The organism is Arthrobacter antioxidans (assembly GCF_023100725.1).
Classification (GTDB): domain Bacteria; phylum Actinomycetota; class Actinomycetes; order Actinomycetales; family Micrococcaceae; genus Arthrobacter_D; species Arthrobacter_D antioxidans.
The window spans coordinates 2,386,549-2,404,149 of the sequence record NZ_CP095501.1 but is presented as its reverse complement, the minus strand read 5'-3'; the positions used below and the strand labels follow the sequence as shown (position 1 = coordinate 2,404,149).

The following is a 17,601-nucleotide window of genomic DNA, read 5'->3' as shown; positions in this document are numbered from 1 at the left end:
ATGGGAGCCCAGATCCGGGTCTACCGCCAGAAGATCGCCTCGACCACGTCGACGCGGAAGATCTTCAAGGCGATGGAGCTGATCGCGACTTCTCGCATCGGCAAGGCGCGCTCGCGTGTCGCGGCGGCACTGCCGTACGCCAACGCGATCACCCGTGCCGTTTCGGCCGTATCGTCGCAGTCGGAGATCGACCACCCGCTGACCACCGAGCACGGTGAGGTCCGTCGTGCCGCCGTCCTGGTGATGACCTCGGATCGTGGTCTCGCCGGGTCGTACTCGGCCAGTGCGCTCAAGCAGGCGGAGGGTCTCTTCGAGACGCTCCGATCGGAGGGCAAGGAGATCCAGGCCTTCCTGGTGGGCCGGAAGTCCCAGGTGTACTTCGATTTCCGCGGCCGTGACTACGAGAAGGTCTGGACGGGTTCCACCGACGCCCCCGAGTTCGACACGGCACGCGAGGTCGGCGAGGCGCTGCTGGCTGCATTCCTGAAGGACTACGAGGACGGCGGAGTGGACGAGATCCACGTCGTCTACACGAAGTTCCGCTCCATGGTCGTGCAGGAGCCGTCGGTCATGCGCCTGCTCCCGCTCGAGGTCGTGGAGGAGGAAGTGACCCAGGAGGGTGACCTCCTGCCGCTGTACGAGTACGAGCCGGAGCCCGAACAGGTCCTGGACGCCCTCCTGCCGCGGTACATCGAATCGCGCATCTTCGCCGCCATGCTGCAGGCAGCGGCCAGCGAGCTCGCCGCCCGCCAGCGGGCGATGAAGTCCGCGGGTGACAACGCGACGGAGCTGATCAAGAAGTACACGCGCCTGCGCAACACTGCCCGTCAGGCCGAGATCACCCAGGAGCTCTCGGAGATCGTGGCCGGCGCGGACGCGCTGAACGCCTCCTGACGCACCTCCCCATCCGGGTCCTCGAGGGCGCCGGGTGCACAGCTAGACTTAGTTCCACGCCATCTACGTAAATGAAGTGAGAGAGATGACTGCCCAGACTGTTGAACACGGTACGGACTCAGTTGCCCCCGGCGCCACCGGCCGTATTGCACGTGTCATCGGCCCGGTTGTCGACGTCGAGTTCCCGGCCGACGCAATCCCCGCAATGTACAACGCCCTCACCACCGAGATCACCCTCGGCGGTGAGACCCGCCTGATCACCTTCGAGGTCTCGCAGCACCTCGGCGACAACCTCGTGCGCGCCATCTCCCTGCAGGCCACCGACGGCCTCGTCCGGGGGACCGTGGTGCAGGACACCGGAGCGGCGATCTCCGTGCCCGTCGGCGACGGCGTCAAGGGACACATCTTCAACGTCCTGGGCAAGCCGCTCGACGTCGACGAGTCGGAACTGCAGATCACCGAGCGCTGGCCCATCCACCGCAAGCCCCCGGCCTTCGCCTCCCTCGAGGGCTCCACGGAGATGCTCGAGACCGGCATCAAGGTCATCGACCTTCTGACGCCGTACATCAAGGGCGGCAAGATCGGCCTGTTCGGTGGCGCCGGTGTCGGCAAGACCGTGCTCATCCAGGAGATGATCACGCGTGTGGCCCGCAACTTCGGTGGCACCTCGGTGTTCGCCGGTGTCGGCGAGCGTACCCGTGAGGGCAACGACCTCTGGGTGGAGATGGAAGAGGCGGGCGTCCTCAAGGACACCGCGCTCGTCTTCGGCCAGATGGACGAGCCGCCCGGAACGCGCCTCCGCGTGGCGCTCTCGGCCCTGACCATGGCGGAGTACTTCCGTGATGTGCAGAACCAGGACGTGCTGCTCTTCATCGACAACATCTTCCGGTTCACGCAGGCGGGTTCCGAGGTGTCGACCCTGCTGGGCCGCATGCCGTCCGCCGTGGGCTACCAGCCGAACCTGGCCGACGAGATGGGCCTCCTGCAGGAGCGCATCACCTCGACCAAGGGCCACTCGATCACCTCGATGCAGGCGATCTACGTCCCCGCCGACGACTACACCGACCCGGCTCCGGCGACCACGTTCGCGCACCTCGATGCGACCACCGAGCTCTCCCGCGAGATCGCGTCCCGTGGCCTGTACCCGGCCGTGGACCCCCTCGCGTCGACCTCGCGCATCCTGGACCCGCAGTACATCGGCCACGACCACTACAACACGGCCGTCCGCGTGAAGCAGATCCTGCAGAAGAACAAGGAACTGCAGGACATCATCGCGATCCTCGGCATCGACGAGCTCAGCGAAGAGGACAAGGTCATCGTCGCGCGTGCGCGCCGCATCCAGCAGTTCCTCTCGCAGAACACCTACACCGCCAAGCAGTTCACCGGCGTCGAGGGTTCGACGGTCTCCATCAAGGACACCATCGAGGGCTTCTCGGCCATCTGCAACGGCGACCTCGACCACATCGCGGAGCAGGCGTTCTTCAACATCGGCGGACTCGACGACGTCGAGCGCCAGTGGGCCAAGATCCAACAGCAGACCGGTAAGTAACGCCCATGGCATCACAGGGCGAACTCGAGGTCGAAGTTGTCGCGGCCGACCACTTCGTGTGGTCGGGCGCGGCGCGCAAGGTCAATGCACGCACGTCGAACGGGCAGATCGGGATCCTTCCCGGACACTCACCGATCCTCGCGATCCTCGAGGCCGGCGAGATCTCCGTGGAGCCGGTCAGTGGCGAGCGCCTGGTGGTCGGCGTGGATGGAGGTTTCTTCTCGGTCGATTCCAACCGCGTGGTGATCGTGGCGGACAACGCCAAGGTCGGCGGTTCGGTGACGCCGGAATCCGTCTAGGCCTCCCAGCATGGAGGCACTGGGTGTGACGTTCATCTGCCTTGCGGTCGTCTTCGGCCTGCTCGTGCTCGTGATCGGAGCATTCCTCCTCCGTCGGTACCAGCTGAACCGTGCCCTCGGCACGTTCGACGCCTCCATCCGCCTCCCTCCCCAGGGATGGCGGGTGGGGGTTTGTCGTTATACGGACAATCACCTGGAATGGCTCAGCCTGCTCTCGCTCAGCCCTGTCCCGAAGTTCCGGTTCCTGCGGAGCTCCCTCGAGGTCGAGGGCTGGCGTGCACCCACGGAAGCAGAACGGGTGCGGATCCAACCGGGTGCGATCATCGTCCAGCTGGCCCATGAGGGCGAGCCGTTCGACCTCGCGATGCGCTACGACGTGTACGCGGGACTCTCCTCCTGGATCGAGGCCGGCCCGGTCATCGGCATCGGGACCTGGCGCTGACGTCGGTCCCGCGCCCCGATCCTCCGGGCGTCGGCCTCAGTCCTCGAGCGGCCTGACCCACGTCCCGTTGCGCAGCACGCCCTTGAGCTGAAGATCGGGCGTGACCACGACGGCGTCCGCGCGCAGCCCCCCGTGGAGGCTGCCCACCTCGTCGCCGAGCCCCAGCACGATCGCGGGCACGGCGGTCGCCGCGCGCACCGCGTCGACGACGTCGACCCCCGCCTCCACCGTGCACCGGACGATGTCCAGGAGACTCCCGGCACCACCGGCGAGGACACCCGAGGCCGTGAGCACGGCTGCGCCGTCGACGACGGTGATGGCGGCCTGCCCGAGGCGGAAGTCACCGGATGCACGGCCCGCTGCGGCGGTGGAGTCGCTCACGAGGCAGATGTTCTCGGAGCCCGCGATCGTGAAGGCCATCCTGACGGTCTCCGGGTGGAGATGGACGTTGTCGGCGATGAGCTCGACGGCGATCTCCCCGGCGCGCGCCCGCTGCAGCAGCAGGGGGACCGGCCCGGGCGAACGGTGATGGATCCCGGGCATCGCGTTGAACAGGTGCGTCGCCGTCGGGCGCCCGCTGAACCCCGCGAAGCCGGTCGAGGCGAGCTCCTCGTTGACGAGGTCCAGGGCGGCCGAGGTCTCCTCGGTGGAACTGTCCGTGTGCCCGATCGAGGGGATGACCCCGTGCATCACGAGCTCGAAGACCAGGACGTCGCTGCCGGGCAGTTCCGGGGCGTAGGTCATGGAGGCGAGATGCCCACGCCCGGCGGTGACGAGACGGGAGACGTCCTCCTGGGTGGGCAGGATGAGGAAGGCCGGATCGTGGGCGCCGCTGCGATCCTTCGACAGGAACGGACCCTCGGCATGGATGCCGGCGACCAGTCCCGCCTCCGTGGCCGCGGCGAGCCGGCCGAAGGCGGCCTCGAGGTCCTCCAGCGGTGCGGCACACGTGCTCGCGAGCACCGTCGTCGAACCACTGCGGTGCAGATGGGCCGCCGCGGCGGCGATGTCGGCATCCGAACCCGAGGTGAAGTCGCCGCCGCCGGCGCCGTGGCAGTGCAGATCGATGAGCCCCGGCAGGATGAGGTATCCCTCCGGCAGCCGTTCCGCGGGTGCGTCGCCGCCGTGTGCCGTCCCCGCCTCGGTGATGCGCGAGCCCTGCCAGCGCAGCACGGCGTCGTCGATGATCCCCGTCCCGGTCACCATGCGTCCGGACAGGGCGGTGGGCGTTCTGCTGGAGAGAGCCATGGTCCGAGTGTAGGGCGCCGGGGCCTGCCTCCCTAGAAGACCTAGAAGAGGCGGGATGCGCTGTCGTCGACCCCGCGCATGGCGTCGTAGTCCAGCGTCAGGCAGTCGATACCGCGGTCCGTGGCCAGGACCCGTGCCTGGGGCTTGATCTGCTGGGCGGCGAACACACCGCGGACGGGGGACATGAGCGGGTCGCGGTTCAGCAGCTCGAGGTAGCGGGTGAGCTGCTCCACGCCGTCGATGTCCCCGCGGCGCTTCAGCTCGATCGCCACCGTACGGCCCTGTGCATCGCGCGCGAGGATGTCCACGGGGCCGATGGCCGTCATGTACTCACGCCGGATCAGCGTGAACCCCGCCCCGAGCAGCTCGATCTGCTCGGCGAGGAGGCGTTGGAGGTCGGCTTCCACACCGTCCTTGACGAGGCCGGGGTCCACGCCGAGGTCGTGGGAGGAATCGTGCAGGTGTTCACGGATGTTGATGACGAGCCGGTCGTCGCTCTTGGCGTGCTGCACGGTCCACACCTCGGTGATGCCCTCGGCGCGGTCGGCGTCGTCGGGCGCGCTCACGCGCAGGCTCGCCGGCGGACTCATCCAGTTCAGGGGCTTGTAGGAGCCGCCGTCGGAGTGCACGAGCACCGAACCGTCCGACTTCACCATGAGGAGCCGGGTGGCCAGGGGGAGATGGGCGCGGAGGCGGCCGATGTAGTCGACGGAGCAACGGGCAATGACGAGACGCACGGGAACGACTCTACCGGGCGGAGGGCGCAGCGCATGATTCGTGGAGCGGCTCACGGCGGAACCGCCGCGGCCCCGGCCGGATGGCAGACTGGAGCCGTGCCCCGTTCCAACCGACCCAGCCGGCCCGGTGGTGGCGCGCGGAGCAAGTGGACCCCGCCGCCCGAACCGGACCTCGAGCGCGCCCGGGCGGGTATCCCCAGCCGTGAGAGCGCGCCCGACGGCGAGTGGTCGGTGCGCCGCATCACGGAGCGCAATGCCGCCAAGACCTACACCTGCCCGGGCTGCCACTCGTTCATCCTGCCGGGGATCGCGCACCTCGTCGTCTGGCGGGAGGACTCGCTGTTCGGTCCGCAGACCGCGCTGGCCGAGCGCCGCCACTGGCACGTGCGGTGCTGGCAGACGCGCAGCTTCCGCTACTGACCCGGTGCGCCCCCACGGGTCTCGCGCGCCGGGCACCCGTCCGGCCCGACCTAGACTGGGGAGCATGGCGAGCGACACCACCGACTACACCTTCACCACCAGCGACGAGCCGATCGAGATCCGCGCGTCCACCGTCCTCCCCGCCGATCGGCGGGAGATCGAGCTGCATACCGCGGACGGACTGACCCTCGTGGGGGAGTTCGCCGCGCCGGCCGGCAGGCGTACCCCGACGGCGACCCTCGTGACGCTCCACCCGCTGCCCACGCACGGCGGCTTCATGGACTCCCACGTCTACAGGAAGGCGTCCTTCCGCCTGCCCGCCCTCGCCGACATCGCCGTCCTGCGCTTCAACACGCGCGGCACGTGCTCCCCGCGAGGGTGCAGCGACGGCGAGTTCGACGGCGGCGACGGCGAGCGGCTGGACCTCCAGGCGGCGGTCGACTGGGTGGTGGCGCAGGGACTGCACCACATCTGGCTCGTGGGCTGGTCCTTCGGCACCGAGCTGTGCCTGAAGTACGGCGCCCAGGATCCGGTGGCCGAACTCGTCGAGGGGGCCATCCTGCTGTCGCCTCCGCTGCACCGCGCGGACGACGCCGACCTCGACGCATGGGGTGCGAGCGGCCTGCCCTTGAAGGTGCTGGTGCCGGAGTTCGACGACTACCTGATGCCCGCGGCCGCCACCGAGCGGTTCTCCCGTGTTCCTCAGGCCGACGTCACGGGCATCGACGGGGCGAAGCACCTCTGGGTGGGGGAGAAGTACGCGGCGCGCGCCCTCAACGAGATCGTCGGCGTCGTCCGCCCCGACGTGGAGCTCCCGCTGCCCACGCAGTGGACGGGCCCGGCCGCCGTCGCGCCGTCCGCGCTGCCGACGCGCTGAGCACGCCCTCCCCGCGAGCCTGCAGGGCGGCGGCCAGGGCTACTGGCGGTCCTGGCGGGCGATGAACACTTCCTTGAGCAGCAGCATCACGGCGGCCGCCGTCGGGATGGCGATCAGCGCGCCGAGGACGCCGAGGAGGCTGCCGCCCGCGATGACCGCGATCACCGCGACCGCGCCGGGCACCGCGACGGCACGCTGCATGATGCGCGGGGAGATGAAGTACGCCTCGAACTGCAGGTAGGCGACGTACGGGATCGCGAACAGCAGGGCGGTCTGCCAGCCCACGGTCAGGGCGATCAGGGAGACGATGACGGCGGCGGTGGCGGCGCCGATCAGCGGGATGAAGGCCAGGAGCACGACGACGAACGTCAGCAGCACGGAGAACGGCACCCCCGCGAGCGACATGACGATGAAGGCGAAGGTGCCGTTGAGCAGCGCCACGCACGCCTGGCCGATGACGTAGAGACCCACGCTGCGCGTGATCTCCTCCGAGAGCACCTCGACGCGGGGCCTCCGGGAGCGCGGGGCCAGCCGGTACGCCCACTTCTTCATGCCCGGCAGGGACGCGAGGAAGTAGAGGGCGAGGACCAGGATCACCAGCGCTCCGAAGAGCCCGTTGACGATCACCGTCCCCACCCCGAGGACGCCCCCGAAGATCCCGCCCACGGCCTCGCTGTTGGCGAAGAACTTGTCGATCTCGGAGCTGACGCGCTCGCGGACCTGGAACTGCCGGTCGACGCTGGTGAAGAACTCCGAATTGAGGAAGCTGTTCGCATAGCCCGGCGCGCGGTCGACGATCTGCGAGGTCTGACTCACGATGGTCGGGATGAGCAGCGCGAAGAACCCGATGACCACCCCCATGAGGAGCAGGACGGAGACGGCGATACCGGCGGGCCTCGGGACGTACTTCGTCTCCAGCCAGCGGACGATCGGGTCCAGCCCGAGGGCGATGAAGAGCGCCGCCCCGATCCACACCAGGAGCTGGCCGACATTGGTGATGATGAAGAAGGCGAGCAGGGCGAGCCCGACGCCGACACTCATCATGAAGCCGAAGTGGATGGGATGCGCGCGCATGGTCGGCGCGTTGTTGCCTCCGAACTTCAGGCGTTCGTCGGCCAGCGAGACGTCATGGTCCACCGCGACCTCGGCCGGCTCCACCTCCGGCGGGAACTCGAAACGGGGGCGCGGCTGGGCGGACGGGAGCGAACGCCGCGCGAGGGTGAAGAGGGAGCGCCACGTCGACGACGGCCGCTCGGCCGCCGGCGCCTGATCGTCGGAGGGCCGTTCGTCGCTGCCGTTCGCGGCCGGCTCGGGCCGTGGGAGCGGCTGGTCGACCGGGACGTCCTGGGGGTCTGTCAACGAAGGGCTCTGCTTTCACGTGCGCGGTGTCCCGACCGCGGGAGGGAGGACTAGCGAAACCCTAACAGCCGGGTGCCGGACGACCAGTTGTTGACGGATGACGGTCAGGGTGGCCCCGGCCCGTGTGCGGCGGGATCGGCCGGGACGATTTTCGTTACCATTGAGGAACTATTCCTGGGTGGGCCCGCAGCGGCATGGGTCGCCGCGCCGGACCACCGGAGCGGAATCAGAGCGGACCGGGCCACGCGGTCCGCCGTCACGGACAACGATAGGCAACCAGTGCGCGTGAAGACAGCAGTACCGATCATCGTGGCAGGACTCCTGCTGATGCTCCTCGGCATCGGACAGCGGACCGTCTGGGCTCCCGCCGAGACCGTCACCGCCGGCGTGGCGCAGGACGCCCAGGCCGGACCCGTCACGGTGATCGAGCCCGGTGCCCGGGGAGCCGGCGACGGCCCGGTCGAGGTCACGGTCGAGGCCGACGGTCCCTTCACCCTCGCCGTCGGGCGTGCCTCCGACGTCGAGGCGTGGGTGGGCGACGCAGCCCACCTGAGCGTCACGGGGCTCGGTGGGCAGACGCTGGACTCCGGATTCTCGGAGGGTGAGGACTCGGTCCCCGATCCGAGCGGCAGCGATCTGTGGATCGCGGAGGAATCCGGCGACGGATCGCTGACCTACCGGTGGACCGAGCCCACCGAGGGCGACTGGTCCATCCTGCTCGCGGCCGACGGCGAAGCGCCCGCCCCCACGCAGGTGTCCGTCACCACCCCCAACGACCAGTCCACCCCCTTCGCCCTGCCGCTCATCATCGGCGGCGCGCTCGTCATCGTGCTCGGCGTCGCGCTCCTCCTCCTCCCGCCCCGCCGCCCCGGGAACGGGCACCGGCCCGACGCCGTCGAGGGCACGCGCGCCTACGCCCGCCGGCAGGCTCCGGCGGGCACCCCCGGCGGGGCCTCCCGCATCACCGCCCCCGGCGGGGCCTCCCGCATCGCCGCCCCGGGCGCGGTCCTCCTCGTCGCGGGCCTGGTCGGGTCCGGATCGCTCCTGGGCGTCGCTCCCTCGACGGCGGCGACGACGACGCCGTCGCCCGCGCCGTCCTCCACGGCAGCCGCCAACGGGGCGCCGTCGGCGGGCAGCGAGGCCAGCGGGCCGCCCGTCGTCCTCGACATCCAGCTCGACCGCATCCTCCGAGCCGTCGCGTCCACGGTGGCCGACGCCGATGCCGCCTCCGACGCGACCCTCCTCGCCCCCCGGGCCGACGGCGCAGCCCTGGACCTCCGCACCGGTGCCTATGCGGTGCGTGCCAAGGACACGGACGCCGCGGCACCCGCGCCCGTCGCCGCGTCGCCGCTCCTGCTCGATATGGTCCCCACGGGCACCGGGTGGCCACGGACGATCGTCGCCCTGACGCAGGGCGAGGACAACCCGGTGCCTCAGGCGCTCCTGCTGGTCCAGGAGACACCGCGGGAGAACTACCGGCTGACCTCGGCCGTGCAGATGCTGCCGGGCAGCACGTTCCCCTCGCCGCCGGCTCCGGGCGCCACCGGGACCGTGCCGGTCGACGACCCGGGTACTCTCGCGAGTGCACCGCAGGCCTCCGTGGCATCCATCGCCGACTTCCTCACGAAGCCCTCGGGCCCCGAGGCGGAGACGTTCGAGGAGAACTCCTTCGCCGAGGCGATCACCGGGTTCCAGGACGGCGTGGTCGCGGATCCGGGCAACAAGGCCGCGACGATCACCTTCACGCACGCGGCCCAGGAGGACCAGACGCAGGCCCTCATGACGGGCGACGGCGGGGCGATGGTCTTCGGGTACCTCACCCACACCTATTCGAGCGTCCCGAAGGCCAGCGGCGACACGATCGACCTGAAGGGCACGGTGTACCAGGCGCTGACCGGGAAAGCCGTCAGCGAGAAGGGCATCGACGTCAACTACGGCGAGGCCGTCATGATGTACGTACCGCCCGCGGGCAGCGAGGATAAGATCCGGGTCATCGGTGCCGCCCAGCAGTTGCTGTCGGCCACCCTCCGCTGACCCGCGCCCTACCCCTCCCGGCTTCTCCCTCCCGGGTCCACCAGTAGCAGCCACAGAAAGGCAGAGCATTGTCCACACCAGCACAGCGGGGCGGAATGCCGCCGTCGAGCATGAACCTGCGGGGAGCGGTCGACCTCTCCGCACTCAAGGCACGCGCGGATGCGGCCGCACGGCCGGCCGCGGCCCGGCAGACCGCCGCGGGGCCCAGCCCGTACATCGTGGAGGTGACGGAACAGACCTTCCCGCAGCTCGTGCAGCTGTCGTCGCAGGTGCCGGTGGTGGTCAACCTCCGCGCCACCTACAGCGACCAGTCCACCCAGGTGACCGCCGTGCTGGAGGCCGCCGCCGTCGAGTCCGACGGCCGGATCCTGCTCGCCAACGTCGATCTCCAGGCGCAGCCGCAGATCGCGCAGGCCTTCCAGGCGCAGGGCGCACCGACGGTCGTCGCCGTGGTGAAGGGCCAGCCCGTCCCCCTCTTCGAGGGCCTCCTGCCGGAGCCCCAGATCCGCGCCTACCTCGACGAGCTGATGAAGGTCGCCGAGGCGAACGGGGTGACCGGCACGCTCAACGACGGCTCCCAGCCCGGTCCGGCCGATGCGGAGGAGCCGCCGCTGCCGCCCCTGCACCAGGAGGCGTTCGACGCGATCGAGCGCGGCGACTACGGCGCCGCTGCGGCAGCCTACCGCCGGGCGCTCGCGGAGCAGCCGGCCGACGCCGACGCGAAGGCCGGACTCGCGCAGGTGGAACTCATGGAGCGCATCCAGGACCTCGACGCCGCCGAGGTCCGTCAGCGCGGGGCCGACGAGCCCGACGCCCTGGAGGCCCAGCTGGCCGTTGCCGACCTGGACCTGACGGGCGGGCATGTCGAGGACGCGTTCGGCCGCATCATCGCCTTCATCGGCCGGACCTCCGGCGAGGACCGCGACGCGGCCCGCAAGCGCCTGCTGGAGCTGTTCGACGTCGTCGGCGTCACGGACCCGCGCGTGACGAAGGCGCGCAGCGCGCTGGCCCGGGCCCTGTTCTAGACGCTCCTGCCGGGGTGCCCTGCCGGGCCCCCGGCCGCTCCGCTCCCCACCCCCGAGGACCACGATGACTCCCGCAGCTTCCCCGGCCGGTGCCCCTGGCCTGTTCGATCCGATGACGCTCCGCTCCCTCGAGCTGCCGCACCGCGGCTGGGTCGCGGCGATGTGCCAGTACTCGTGCGATCCCGTCGGCTCACCCGGCGTCCCGACCGACTGGCACCTGGTGCACCTCGGGCAGTTCGCGCTCGGCGGTGCGGCACTCGTCATCACGGAGGCGGCCGCCGTCAGCCACGAGGGAATGATCACCCCGCGGGACGCCGGCATCCACACGCAGGAGCAGGCCGATGCGTGGCGGCGGATCAATGACTTCATCCACGAGCACGGCGCCGTCGGCACGAAGACCGCGGTCCAGCTGGCCCATGCCGGCCGGAAGGCGTCCACGTACTGGCCGTTCAGCGGCAAGCGGGACTCGGTGCCGGAGGCCGACGGCGGCTGGCAGGCCCTCGGCCCCACGGACGAGGCGTTCGGTGCGTATGCCGCGCCGCGGGCGATGACCGAGGAGGACATCCACCAGGTCATCCGCGACTTCGGCGCCGCCGCCGCGCTCGCCGTCGACGCCGGCTTCGACACCATGGAGATCCATGCCGCGCACGGCTACCTGCTGCACCAGTTCCTCTCGCCCCTGGTCAACACGCGGACCGACGGCTGGGGCGGCTCGGAGGAGGCCCGGTTCCGGCTCACGCTCGAGGTGGTCCGCGCGGTCCGCCGCGCCATCCCGGAGGGCATGCCCCTCCTGCTGCGCATCTCGGCGTCCGACTGGACCGAGGGCGGGCTCGACGGCGACGCCTCCGCCCGACTGGCGAAGCGGGCGGCCGAGGAGGGCGTCGATCTCGTCGACGTGTCCTCCGGCGGTGCGGTCCCGGCCGCCTCCATCCCCGTGGGGCCGGGCTACCAGGTATCGCTCGCCGAGGAGGTGCGCACCTCCGGCGTCCCGACCGGCGCCGTCGGCCTGATCAGCGATGCACGCCAGGCGGAGGAGATCATCCGCGGCGAGCGGGCCGACGTCGTACTCATCGCGCGGGCCGCCCTGCGCGACCCGCACTGGTGGATGCGCGCCGCCCAGGAGCTCGGACACGAGCTGGTGCCCGCACCCCAGTACGAGCGTGCCGGGTCCTACTGACGACGCCCTTTTCCTCCTTTGGGATGACGATCGGCGCAGCGGCGCGTTGTTAGCGTGGGACCATGAGTTCCCCTGTGCCGTTGCCATCTGCTGAGAACGAACCCCGGGGGAGGGCCGGCAGTGCCGCCCTCAGCATCCGCGGGCTGGCCAAGCGCTTCGGCGAGAAGATCGCCGTCGACGGTGTGAGCCTCGAGGTCCCTCAGGGGTCCTTCTACGGGCTCGTCGGCCCGAACGGCGCCGGCAAGACCACGACCCTCTCGATGGCGACGGGGCTGCTCCGTCCCGATTTCGGGCAGGTGTTCGTCCACGGCGTCGACGTCTGGGGCCAGCCGCTGGAGGCCAAGAAGCTCATGGGCATCCTGCCCGACGGCGTCCGGCTCTTCGACCGGCTGACGGGTGAGCAGCTGGTCACCTACGCCGGCCTGCTGCGGGGCATGGACCGTGAGACCGTGGCCGAACGGACCGGCGACCTGCTCCGTGCGCTGGACCTCGCCGGCGACGCCGGCACGCTCGTGGTCGACTACTCGGCGGGCATGACCAAGAAGATCGCCCTCGCCTCCGCCCTCATCCATGCGCCCCGGCTGCTGGTCCTCGACGAGCCGTTCGAGTCGGTCGATCCGGTCTCGGCAGCGAACATCCGCGACATCCTGGCCGGCTACGTGGAGTCCGGCGGCTCGGTCATCGTCTCCAGCCACGTCATGGACCTCGTGCAGCGCATGTGCGACCACGTCGCCGTCATCGCCGCAGGCACCGTCCTCGCCGCAGGGACGGTCGACGAGGTCCGCGGCGACGCGACCCTGGAGGACCGCTTCGTGGAGCTCGTCGGTGGCCGCAACACGTCGGAGGGGTTGTCGTGGTTGCGGACCTCCTGAAGCTGAAGCTCCTCCTCCTGCGCAACTCGCTCAAGCGGAGTACCGCGCAGCTGGTCGGCGTGATCCTCGGCGGCCTGTACGGGCTCGGCATCCTGGGGACCGTCGTCGTCGGGCTCGCGTTCCTCGGCGCAGCGGACCCCGAGCTCATCCGGACCGTCCTCGTGATCGGCGGATCCGCCGTCGTGCTCGGGTGGATCGTGATCCCGATCGCCGCGACCGGCATCGACATGACGCTGGACCCCGCCCGGTTCGTGACGTTCGCCATCCCGCAGCGGCAGCTCCTCACGGGGCTCGTGCTCGGCGGGATCGTGGGCATCCCCGGTGTGGTGACCCTCATCGCCGCCCTGGCGCAGGTGTTCACCTGGATCCGGTACCCGGCCGCGGCGGCGACCGCGCTGGTGTGCGGGCTGGTGGCCGTCCTGCTGTGCGTGGTCGCCTCGCGCCTCGTGACGACGGCGGTGTCCTCCATGACCGGCTCGCGCAGGTTCAAGGACATCAACGGCATCGTCGCCTTCATCCCGCTGATCTTCCTCGGACCGATCATCGGGGGAGTGACGGCAGGCTTCCAGAACTCTCCCGGCTTCGCCGCCACACTGGCCGATGTCCTCGCCTGGACGCCGCTGGGTGCGCTCTGGGCCGCACCGGCCGACGTCGCCGCCGGCGATGCGGGGGTCGCGGCGCTCCGCTTCCTGATCGGCCTCGCGACGCTGGGCCTGTTCCTCGTGCTGTGGAGCCGCAGCCTCAGCCACGCGCTCGTCACCCCTCCCTACAACGCCGTGACCAAGCGGGCGGGCGGGAACATCGGCTGGCTCGGCCGTTTCCCGGCCACACCCGCCGGCGCCGTGGCCGCCCGGGCCCTGACGTACTGGCAGCGGGATCCGCGCTACTTCGCCTCCCTGGTGGCCATCCCGTTCATCGCCGTGCTGCTGGTCATCTCGGGCGGCCCCCAGGGCGGGGTCCTCGCGTTCCTCGGTCCCATCACGGCGTTCCTGCTGGCCTGGTCCATCTCCGCCGACATCTCCTACGACAACACCGCCTTCAGCCTGCACCTCTCCACGGGAGTCAGCGGGCGAGACGACCGCCTGGGCCGGGCGCTCGCACTGCTGGTGTTCGCGCTGCCGGTCACCCTGGTGCTCACGGCGGCGCCGCTGCTGTTCTCGGGGCGGCTGGAGGACCTCCCGGTGATGCTGGGCCTGTCGATCGGCCTGCTGCTGACGGGGACCGGGCTCTCGAGCCTCGTGTCCGCGCGGTACACCTACAACGTGCCGCTCCCGGGCGAGAGCGCCTTCAAGACACCGCCGGGGACGAACTTCCTCATGTTCGCCGTGCAGTTCCTCGGCTGGATCGTCATGCTGCTGCTGGTGCTGCCGGAGATCGTCCTGACGATCGTCTACTTCGTGACCGGTGACGCACTGTACGGCTGGCTGAGCCTGCTGGTCGGGCTGATCCTCGGCGGGGCCCTCCTGGTGGTCGGTATCAGGGCCGGAGGCCGGTGGTACGACCGCCGGGCGCCTGAACTGCTGCTGGCGGTCTCGGCGAACCGCTGAGAGGTAGGACTCCGCTCCGCGCGTACCTTAGGCCCCTCGGATCGCCCTGACAAGAGTGGCCCGGATCGCGTAGTCCCACGGCACCTTTCACTTGTGCATAACCTTCAGACGGCGCAGTGCCGAGGGCTATGCTGAGGCCCATTCCGGCGAGACCGGCCGAGTGATGGGGGAGTTGCGTGTTTCCTGTGCGTGCAGAGAGCCGTCGACGATCAGCACCGATTCTTGCCGGGGCGGCAGCGGCCCTGGTGCTGCTGACCGGATGCCAGAACGATGCGGACGCCGCACCCGGCCGGACCTCCGCTCCGCCGTCGTCCTCGGCTGCGCCCACGGCGGCTGAAGCATCCGCGCGGCCCTCGGCCACGCCTGAACCATCACCGGCGTCATCGGCCGGTCCGGCCGCCAACATCCCCGTTCCCGTGAAGCCCGCGCTCGCCGACGAGAACACGCCCGAGGGTCTCGAGGCCTTCACGGAGTACTGGTTTGAGCTGCTGAGCTATTCCTACATCACAAACGACTGGAAGCAGTTAGATGAAAAGACCGATTCTGGCTGTCGCACTTGTTCAAGCATCAAGTCAGCCGTCAACGAACTTTATGGGCAGGGCCGTTGGGTGCGTGGAGCAGAGGTTCAAGTAATTTCTTTCGACACCACTTTCGAATCCACGACCAGCGGGTCGATAACAGCGTACGTTGAGAATAGACAGTCAAAAATTGAATACTTTGATAAAGATGGATCAGTGCTCAGAACTGTCCCAACTCAAGATCCGCCAGCATTTGACGTTATAAATGCCCTTTACGAAGAGGGCAAATGGATAATTCTCGATTATGGAGCACCCGAAGGAACTTCGTAATGAGAAGATTCAGAGTTCTCCCCGCACTCTTGAGCTCGGTCGTTCTTGCTGGAGTCATGGATCAACCAATGGCCGCGAACGCATTAGACGATCCACTACCGGTTGTTGAGACTTCGGGAAATAACTTCATCGGAAAGAATCATTCACGAAGTGAGCGCCCCGGATCTCTGAAGGCAGACGTTCCTACCAAGCCAGCCCTAGCTGCTGAGTCCGTTGTCCTGCCAGTAAGCGACGGGATCTCCTACACCTACGTCCGCGCCTGCACTGCCGGCGCCGGGAGCGTCCTGGATCCGGAGACGTGTCCCCGCATGGACGCCCAGTGTGACACCCAGGACGATGGGATCCTCGTCAACTGGATCGAGATCAACAACAACGTGCAGCCCGCAACGCGGACTCCGACCGGCAGGTCGTCGTGCATGTATCCCGGTGAGCCTCCTGCGCCGCCCGTCGAGGGAGCGGAGGTTGCCGAAGAAGCACCGATCGTGATCACCCTCGAAGAGTTCCAGAAGCAGCCCGTCCTGGCGGCGACCATCGTGTCGCAGCCGTCGAACTTCGGGCTCCGGAACGCTCACTCCAACATCTACGCGCAGGCGCGGGAGCAGGAGTTCACCTTCGAGTTCCAGGACGCCGAGATCGTACTCAAAGCCCGCCCGGTGTCCTATCAGTGGAACTACGGCGACGGCACCAGTGCGACAACGACCTCCCCCGGAGGCCCGGTGGCCGGTACCGCCTTCGACACACAGACGCCCACGAGTCACCAGTACGCACGGACCGGCGACTTCGACCTGACGCTGACCACGTTCTTCGCCGGCGACTACTCGGTGGACGGCGGGCCCTTCCAGCCGGTCGCCGGTGAAGCCGCGGTCGTGTCGGAGCCCCACCTCATGAGTATCTGGCGCACCGAAGGGCACAACGTGAGCGAGAACTGCATCGAGAATCCCCGAGGGATCGGCTGCGAGGCTCCCACCCGGTGACCAGTACGCCGCGTCCGAGGTCCCGGGTCAGAAGGGCGGAGGCTCTGGGTCGCAGGCGTAGGTCCGGCCGCCCGGCGACGTGGCGACGAGGGTACCCGGGGTGGGTTGGTCGTAGTGCCAAAGGCCCTCGCTCTTGAGCATGTGGTGCTTGCGGCAGAGGTGGGCGAGGTTCTCGTGGCTGGTGGGTCCGCCGTGGGACCAGGGTGTGGTGTGGTCCAGTTCGCACCGGGCCGCGGGGATGCCGCACCCCGGGTGTCGGCACGTGCGGTCGCGGACCCGCAACCACTTCTTCAGGTCCGCGGGGACGGTGTAGGTGTTGCGCCCGACGCTGAGCACCGCTCCGGTCTCGGGGTGGGTGAGGAGCCGCGTGAACGAGGGTGCGTGTGCCGCGAGCCGGCGGGCGATGTCGGCCGGGATGGGCCCGTAGCCTTCCAGGTCCGCCGGGGCGTCGTCGACACCGAGCAGGGTGAGGACCGGGACCGTGACGTTGATGTGCGCCCGGATCCGGTACCCGTCCGCCGAACTCGAATCGGGCTGGTCGGCGTGGTCCGGGCGCGCGGAGTCGCTGAGGAGGAGGTCGGTGAGGACGTCGACCCGCAGCTGGGGGAGCGTCCGGGGTTCGGTGGGCCTCTGGAGGGTGCGAGCCGTGTGGGTGAGCCTGGCATCGATCGCTGCGGCGTCGGTGGCCGGCAGGTGGACGTGGAGCCAGGCCATGGCGTCGTCGGCGGGTTCGAGGTCCACGCGCCGTCCATGAACCGCGGCGCGGGCGCGCTTCTCGAGGGCTTCGGGGTGGAGTTGGGTGCGGAGCCGGCGGGCCCGGTAGCTCAGGCGGGGCACCGTGGTGTCCGCCGCGATGGGCAGCAGTGCCTCTTCGAGACGGGTGGCGGCGTGGTGCGGCAGGCCGAGGTATTCGTGCAGGAGCGTGGTCGCGTGCGGCCAGGAGATCGCGCCGTCGCGAAGGGCGGTGAGCGTCCGGGGGTGGTAGTTGACCAGCAGGGCCGAGTACTGGACCAGGCGGTGCGCGGCGCGTTCGGAGATGCGCAGCAGGCACGCGATCTCCGTGGCGGTGGTGGTGTCGGCGAGGTTGGTGCGGTGGGGCCCGGGCCGGCCGGGCCAGAAATGCTCCATCATCTTCGTTTCGAAGACTTTCCTCAATTCCTCGGTGCTCGCGGCGAGTTCGGCGTCGATCCGCGCTTTCTCGGCGCTCAGCCCGGTGATCCGAGCGGATATCCGATCGAGTTCCCTCTCGTATTCCGCTGACGTCCTCATGAACATATTCTCCCGCCCACCACCGACATT

Annotated in this window: 17 protein-coding genes; 13 read left to right on the top strand and 4 right to left on the bottom strand. The window is 69.5% G+C overall.

All coding sequences use genetic code 11. The annotated features are described in order from the left end of the window. From MWM45_RS11025 to MWM45_RS11010, 4 genes are all read left to right on the top strand, one after another. Complete coding sequence (locus tag MWM45_RS11025; protein ID WP_043446075.1) at positions 1 to 894, top strand: F0F1 ATP synthase subunit gamma; 894 nt, start codon at positions 1 to 3, stop codon at positions 892 to 894. Between the two features lie 85 nt (positions 895 to 979). Continuing rightward, a complete protein-coding gene (atpD, locus tag MWM45_RS11020) occupies positions 980 to 2,443 on the top strand; it encodes a F0F1 ATP synthase subunit beta (RefSeq protein ID WP_247826477.1) in 1,464 nt (487 codons plus the stop codon). 5 nt (positions 2,444 to 2,448) lie between these two features. Next, complete coding sequence (locus tag MWM45_RS11015; RefSeq protein ID WP_043446068.1) at positions 2,449 to 2,742, top strand: F0F1 ATP synthase subunit epsilon; 294 nt, start codon at positions 2,449 to 2,451, stop codon at positions 2,740 to 2,742. Between the two features lie 10 nt (positions 2,743 to 2,752). Beyond that, complete coding sequence (locus MWM45_RS11010) at positions 2,753 to 3,184, top strand: DUF2550 domain-containing protein (RefSeq protein ID WP_247826476.1); 432 nt, start codon at positions 2,753 to 2,755, stop codon at positions 3,182 to 3,184. 36 nt (positions 3,185 to 3,220) lie between these two features. On the opposite strand, the gene MWM45_RS11005 is transcribed toward MWM45_RS11010, so the two are convergent. Next, positions 3,221 to 4,432 carry an N-acetylglucosamine-6-phosphate deacetylase gene (locus tag MWM45_RS11005; RefSeq protein WP_247826475.1) on the bottom strand — a complete coding sequence of 404 codons (1,212 nt, stop codon included), beginning with the start codon at positions 4,430 to 4,432 and terminating at the stop codon, positions 3,221 to 3,223. A 41-nt stretch (positions 4,433 to 4,473) separates the two neighbouring features. Further along, entirely contained in the window at positions 4,474 to 5,169 is a 696-nt protein-coding gene (nucS, locus tag MWM45_RS11000; protein ID WP_199276230.1) for an endonuclease NucS, read from the bottom strand. 96 nt (positions 5,170 to 5,265) lie between these two features. Between nucS and MWM45_RS10995 the strand changes: the two genes are divergently transcribed. Both MWM45_RS10995 and MWM45_RS10990 read left to right on the top strand, forming a co-directional pair. Continuing rightward, a complete protein-coding gene (locus MWM45_RS10995) occupies positions 5,266 to 5,589 on the top strand; it encodes a hypothetical protein (protein ID WP_043446056.1) in 324 nt (107 codons plus the stop codon). Between the two features lie 64 nt (positions 5,590 to 5,653). Continuing rightward, on the top strand, positions 5,654 to 6,466 hold the full coding sequence (locus tag MWM45_RS10990) for an alpha/beta hydrolase (RefSeq protein ID WP_247826474.1): 813 nt from the start codon (positions 5,654 to 5,656) through the stop codon (positions 6,464 to 6,466). A gap of 39 nt (positions 6,467 to 6,505) precedes the next feature. Here MWM45_RS10990 and MWM45_RS10985 read toward each other — a convergent pair whose 3' ends face one another. Continuing rightward, positions 6,506 to 7,825: an AI-2E family transporter gene (locus MWM45_RS10985; RefSeq protein WP_418909686.1), complete on the bottom strand. Its 1,320-nt coding sequence runs from the start codon at positions 7,823 to 7,825 to the stop codon at positions 6,506 to 6,508. A 285-nt stretch (positions 7,826 to 8,110) separates the two neighbouring features. Between MWM45_RS10985 and MWM45_RS10980 the strand changes: the two genes are divergently transcribed. The 7 genes from MWM45_RS10980 to MWM45_RS10950 all read left to right on the top strand — a co-directional run bounded on the left by MWM45_RS10980 (position 8,111) and on the right by MWM45_RS10950 (position 16,302). Continuing rightward, a complete protein-coding gene (locus MWM45_RS10980) occupies positions 8,111 to 9,859 on the top strand; it encodes a DUF8094 domain-containing protein (protein WP_247826473.1) in 1,749 nt (582 codons plus the stop codon). Positions 9,860 to 9,927: 68 nt separating this feature from the next. Further along, positions 9,928 to 10,884 (top strand): tetratricopeptide repeat protein, encoded by a 957-nt coding sequence (locus MWM45_RS10975; protein WP_247826472.1) that lies wholly within the window; start codon positions 9,928 to 9,930, stop codon positions 10,882 to 10,884. Between the two features lie 64 nt (positions 10,885 to 10,948). Continuing rightward, positions 10,949 to 12,061, top strand: a complete 1,113-nt coding sequence (locus tag MWM45_RS10970) for an NADH:flavin oxidoreductase/NADH oxidase (RefSeq protein ID WP_247826471.1) — start codon at positions 10,949 to 10,951, stop codon at positions 12,059 to 12,061. A gap of 62 nt (positions 12,062 to 12,123) precedes the next feature. After that, complete coding sequence (locus tag MWM45_RS10965) at positions 12,124 to 12,933, top strand: ABC transporter ATP-binding protein (protein WP_247826470.1); 810 nt, start codon at positions 12,124 to 12,126, stop codon at positions 12,931 to 12,933. Continuing rightward, on the top strand, positions 12,915 to 14,480 hold the full coding sequence (locus tag MWM45_RS10960) for a transporter (RefSeq protein ID WP_247826469.1): 1,566 nt from the start codon (positions 12,915 to 12,917) through the stop codon (positions 14,478 to 14,480). The genes MWM45_RS10965 and MWM45_RS10960 overlap by 19 nt, the downstream gene beginning before the upstream one ends. 176 nt (positions 14,481 to 14,656) lie before the next feature. Further along, positions 14,657 to 15,328 carry a DUF6318 family protein gene (locus MWM45_RS10955; RefSeq protein ID WP_247826468.1) on the top strand — a complete coding sequence of 224 codons (672 nt, stop codon included), beginning with the start codon at positions 14,657 to 14,659 and terminating at the stop codon, positions 15,326 to 15,328. Between the two features lie 308 nt (positions 15,329 to 15,636). After that, positions 15,637 to 16,302: a PKD domain-containing protein gene (locus tag MWM45_RS10950; RefSeq protein WP_247826467.1), complete on the top strand. Its 666-nt coding sequence runs from the start codon at positions 15,637 to 15,639 to the stop codon at positions 16,300 to 16,302. Between the two features lie 27 nt (positions 16,303 to 16,329). Here MWM45_RS10950 and MWM45_RS10945 read toward each other — a convergent pair whose 3' ends face one another. Continuing rightward, positions 16,330 to 17,571, bottom strand: a complete 1,242-nt coding sequence (locus MWM45_RS10945; protein WP_247826466.1) for an HNH endonuclease — start codon at positions 17,569 to 17,571, stop codon at positions 16,330 to 16,332. Positions 17,572 to 17,601 lie beyond the last annotated feature (30 nt).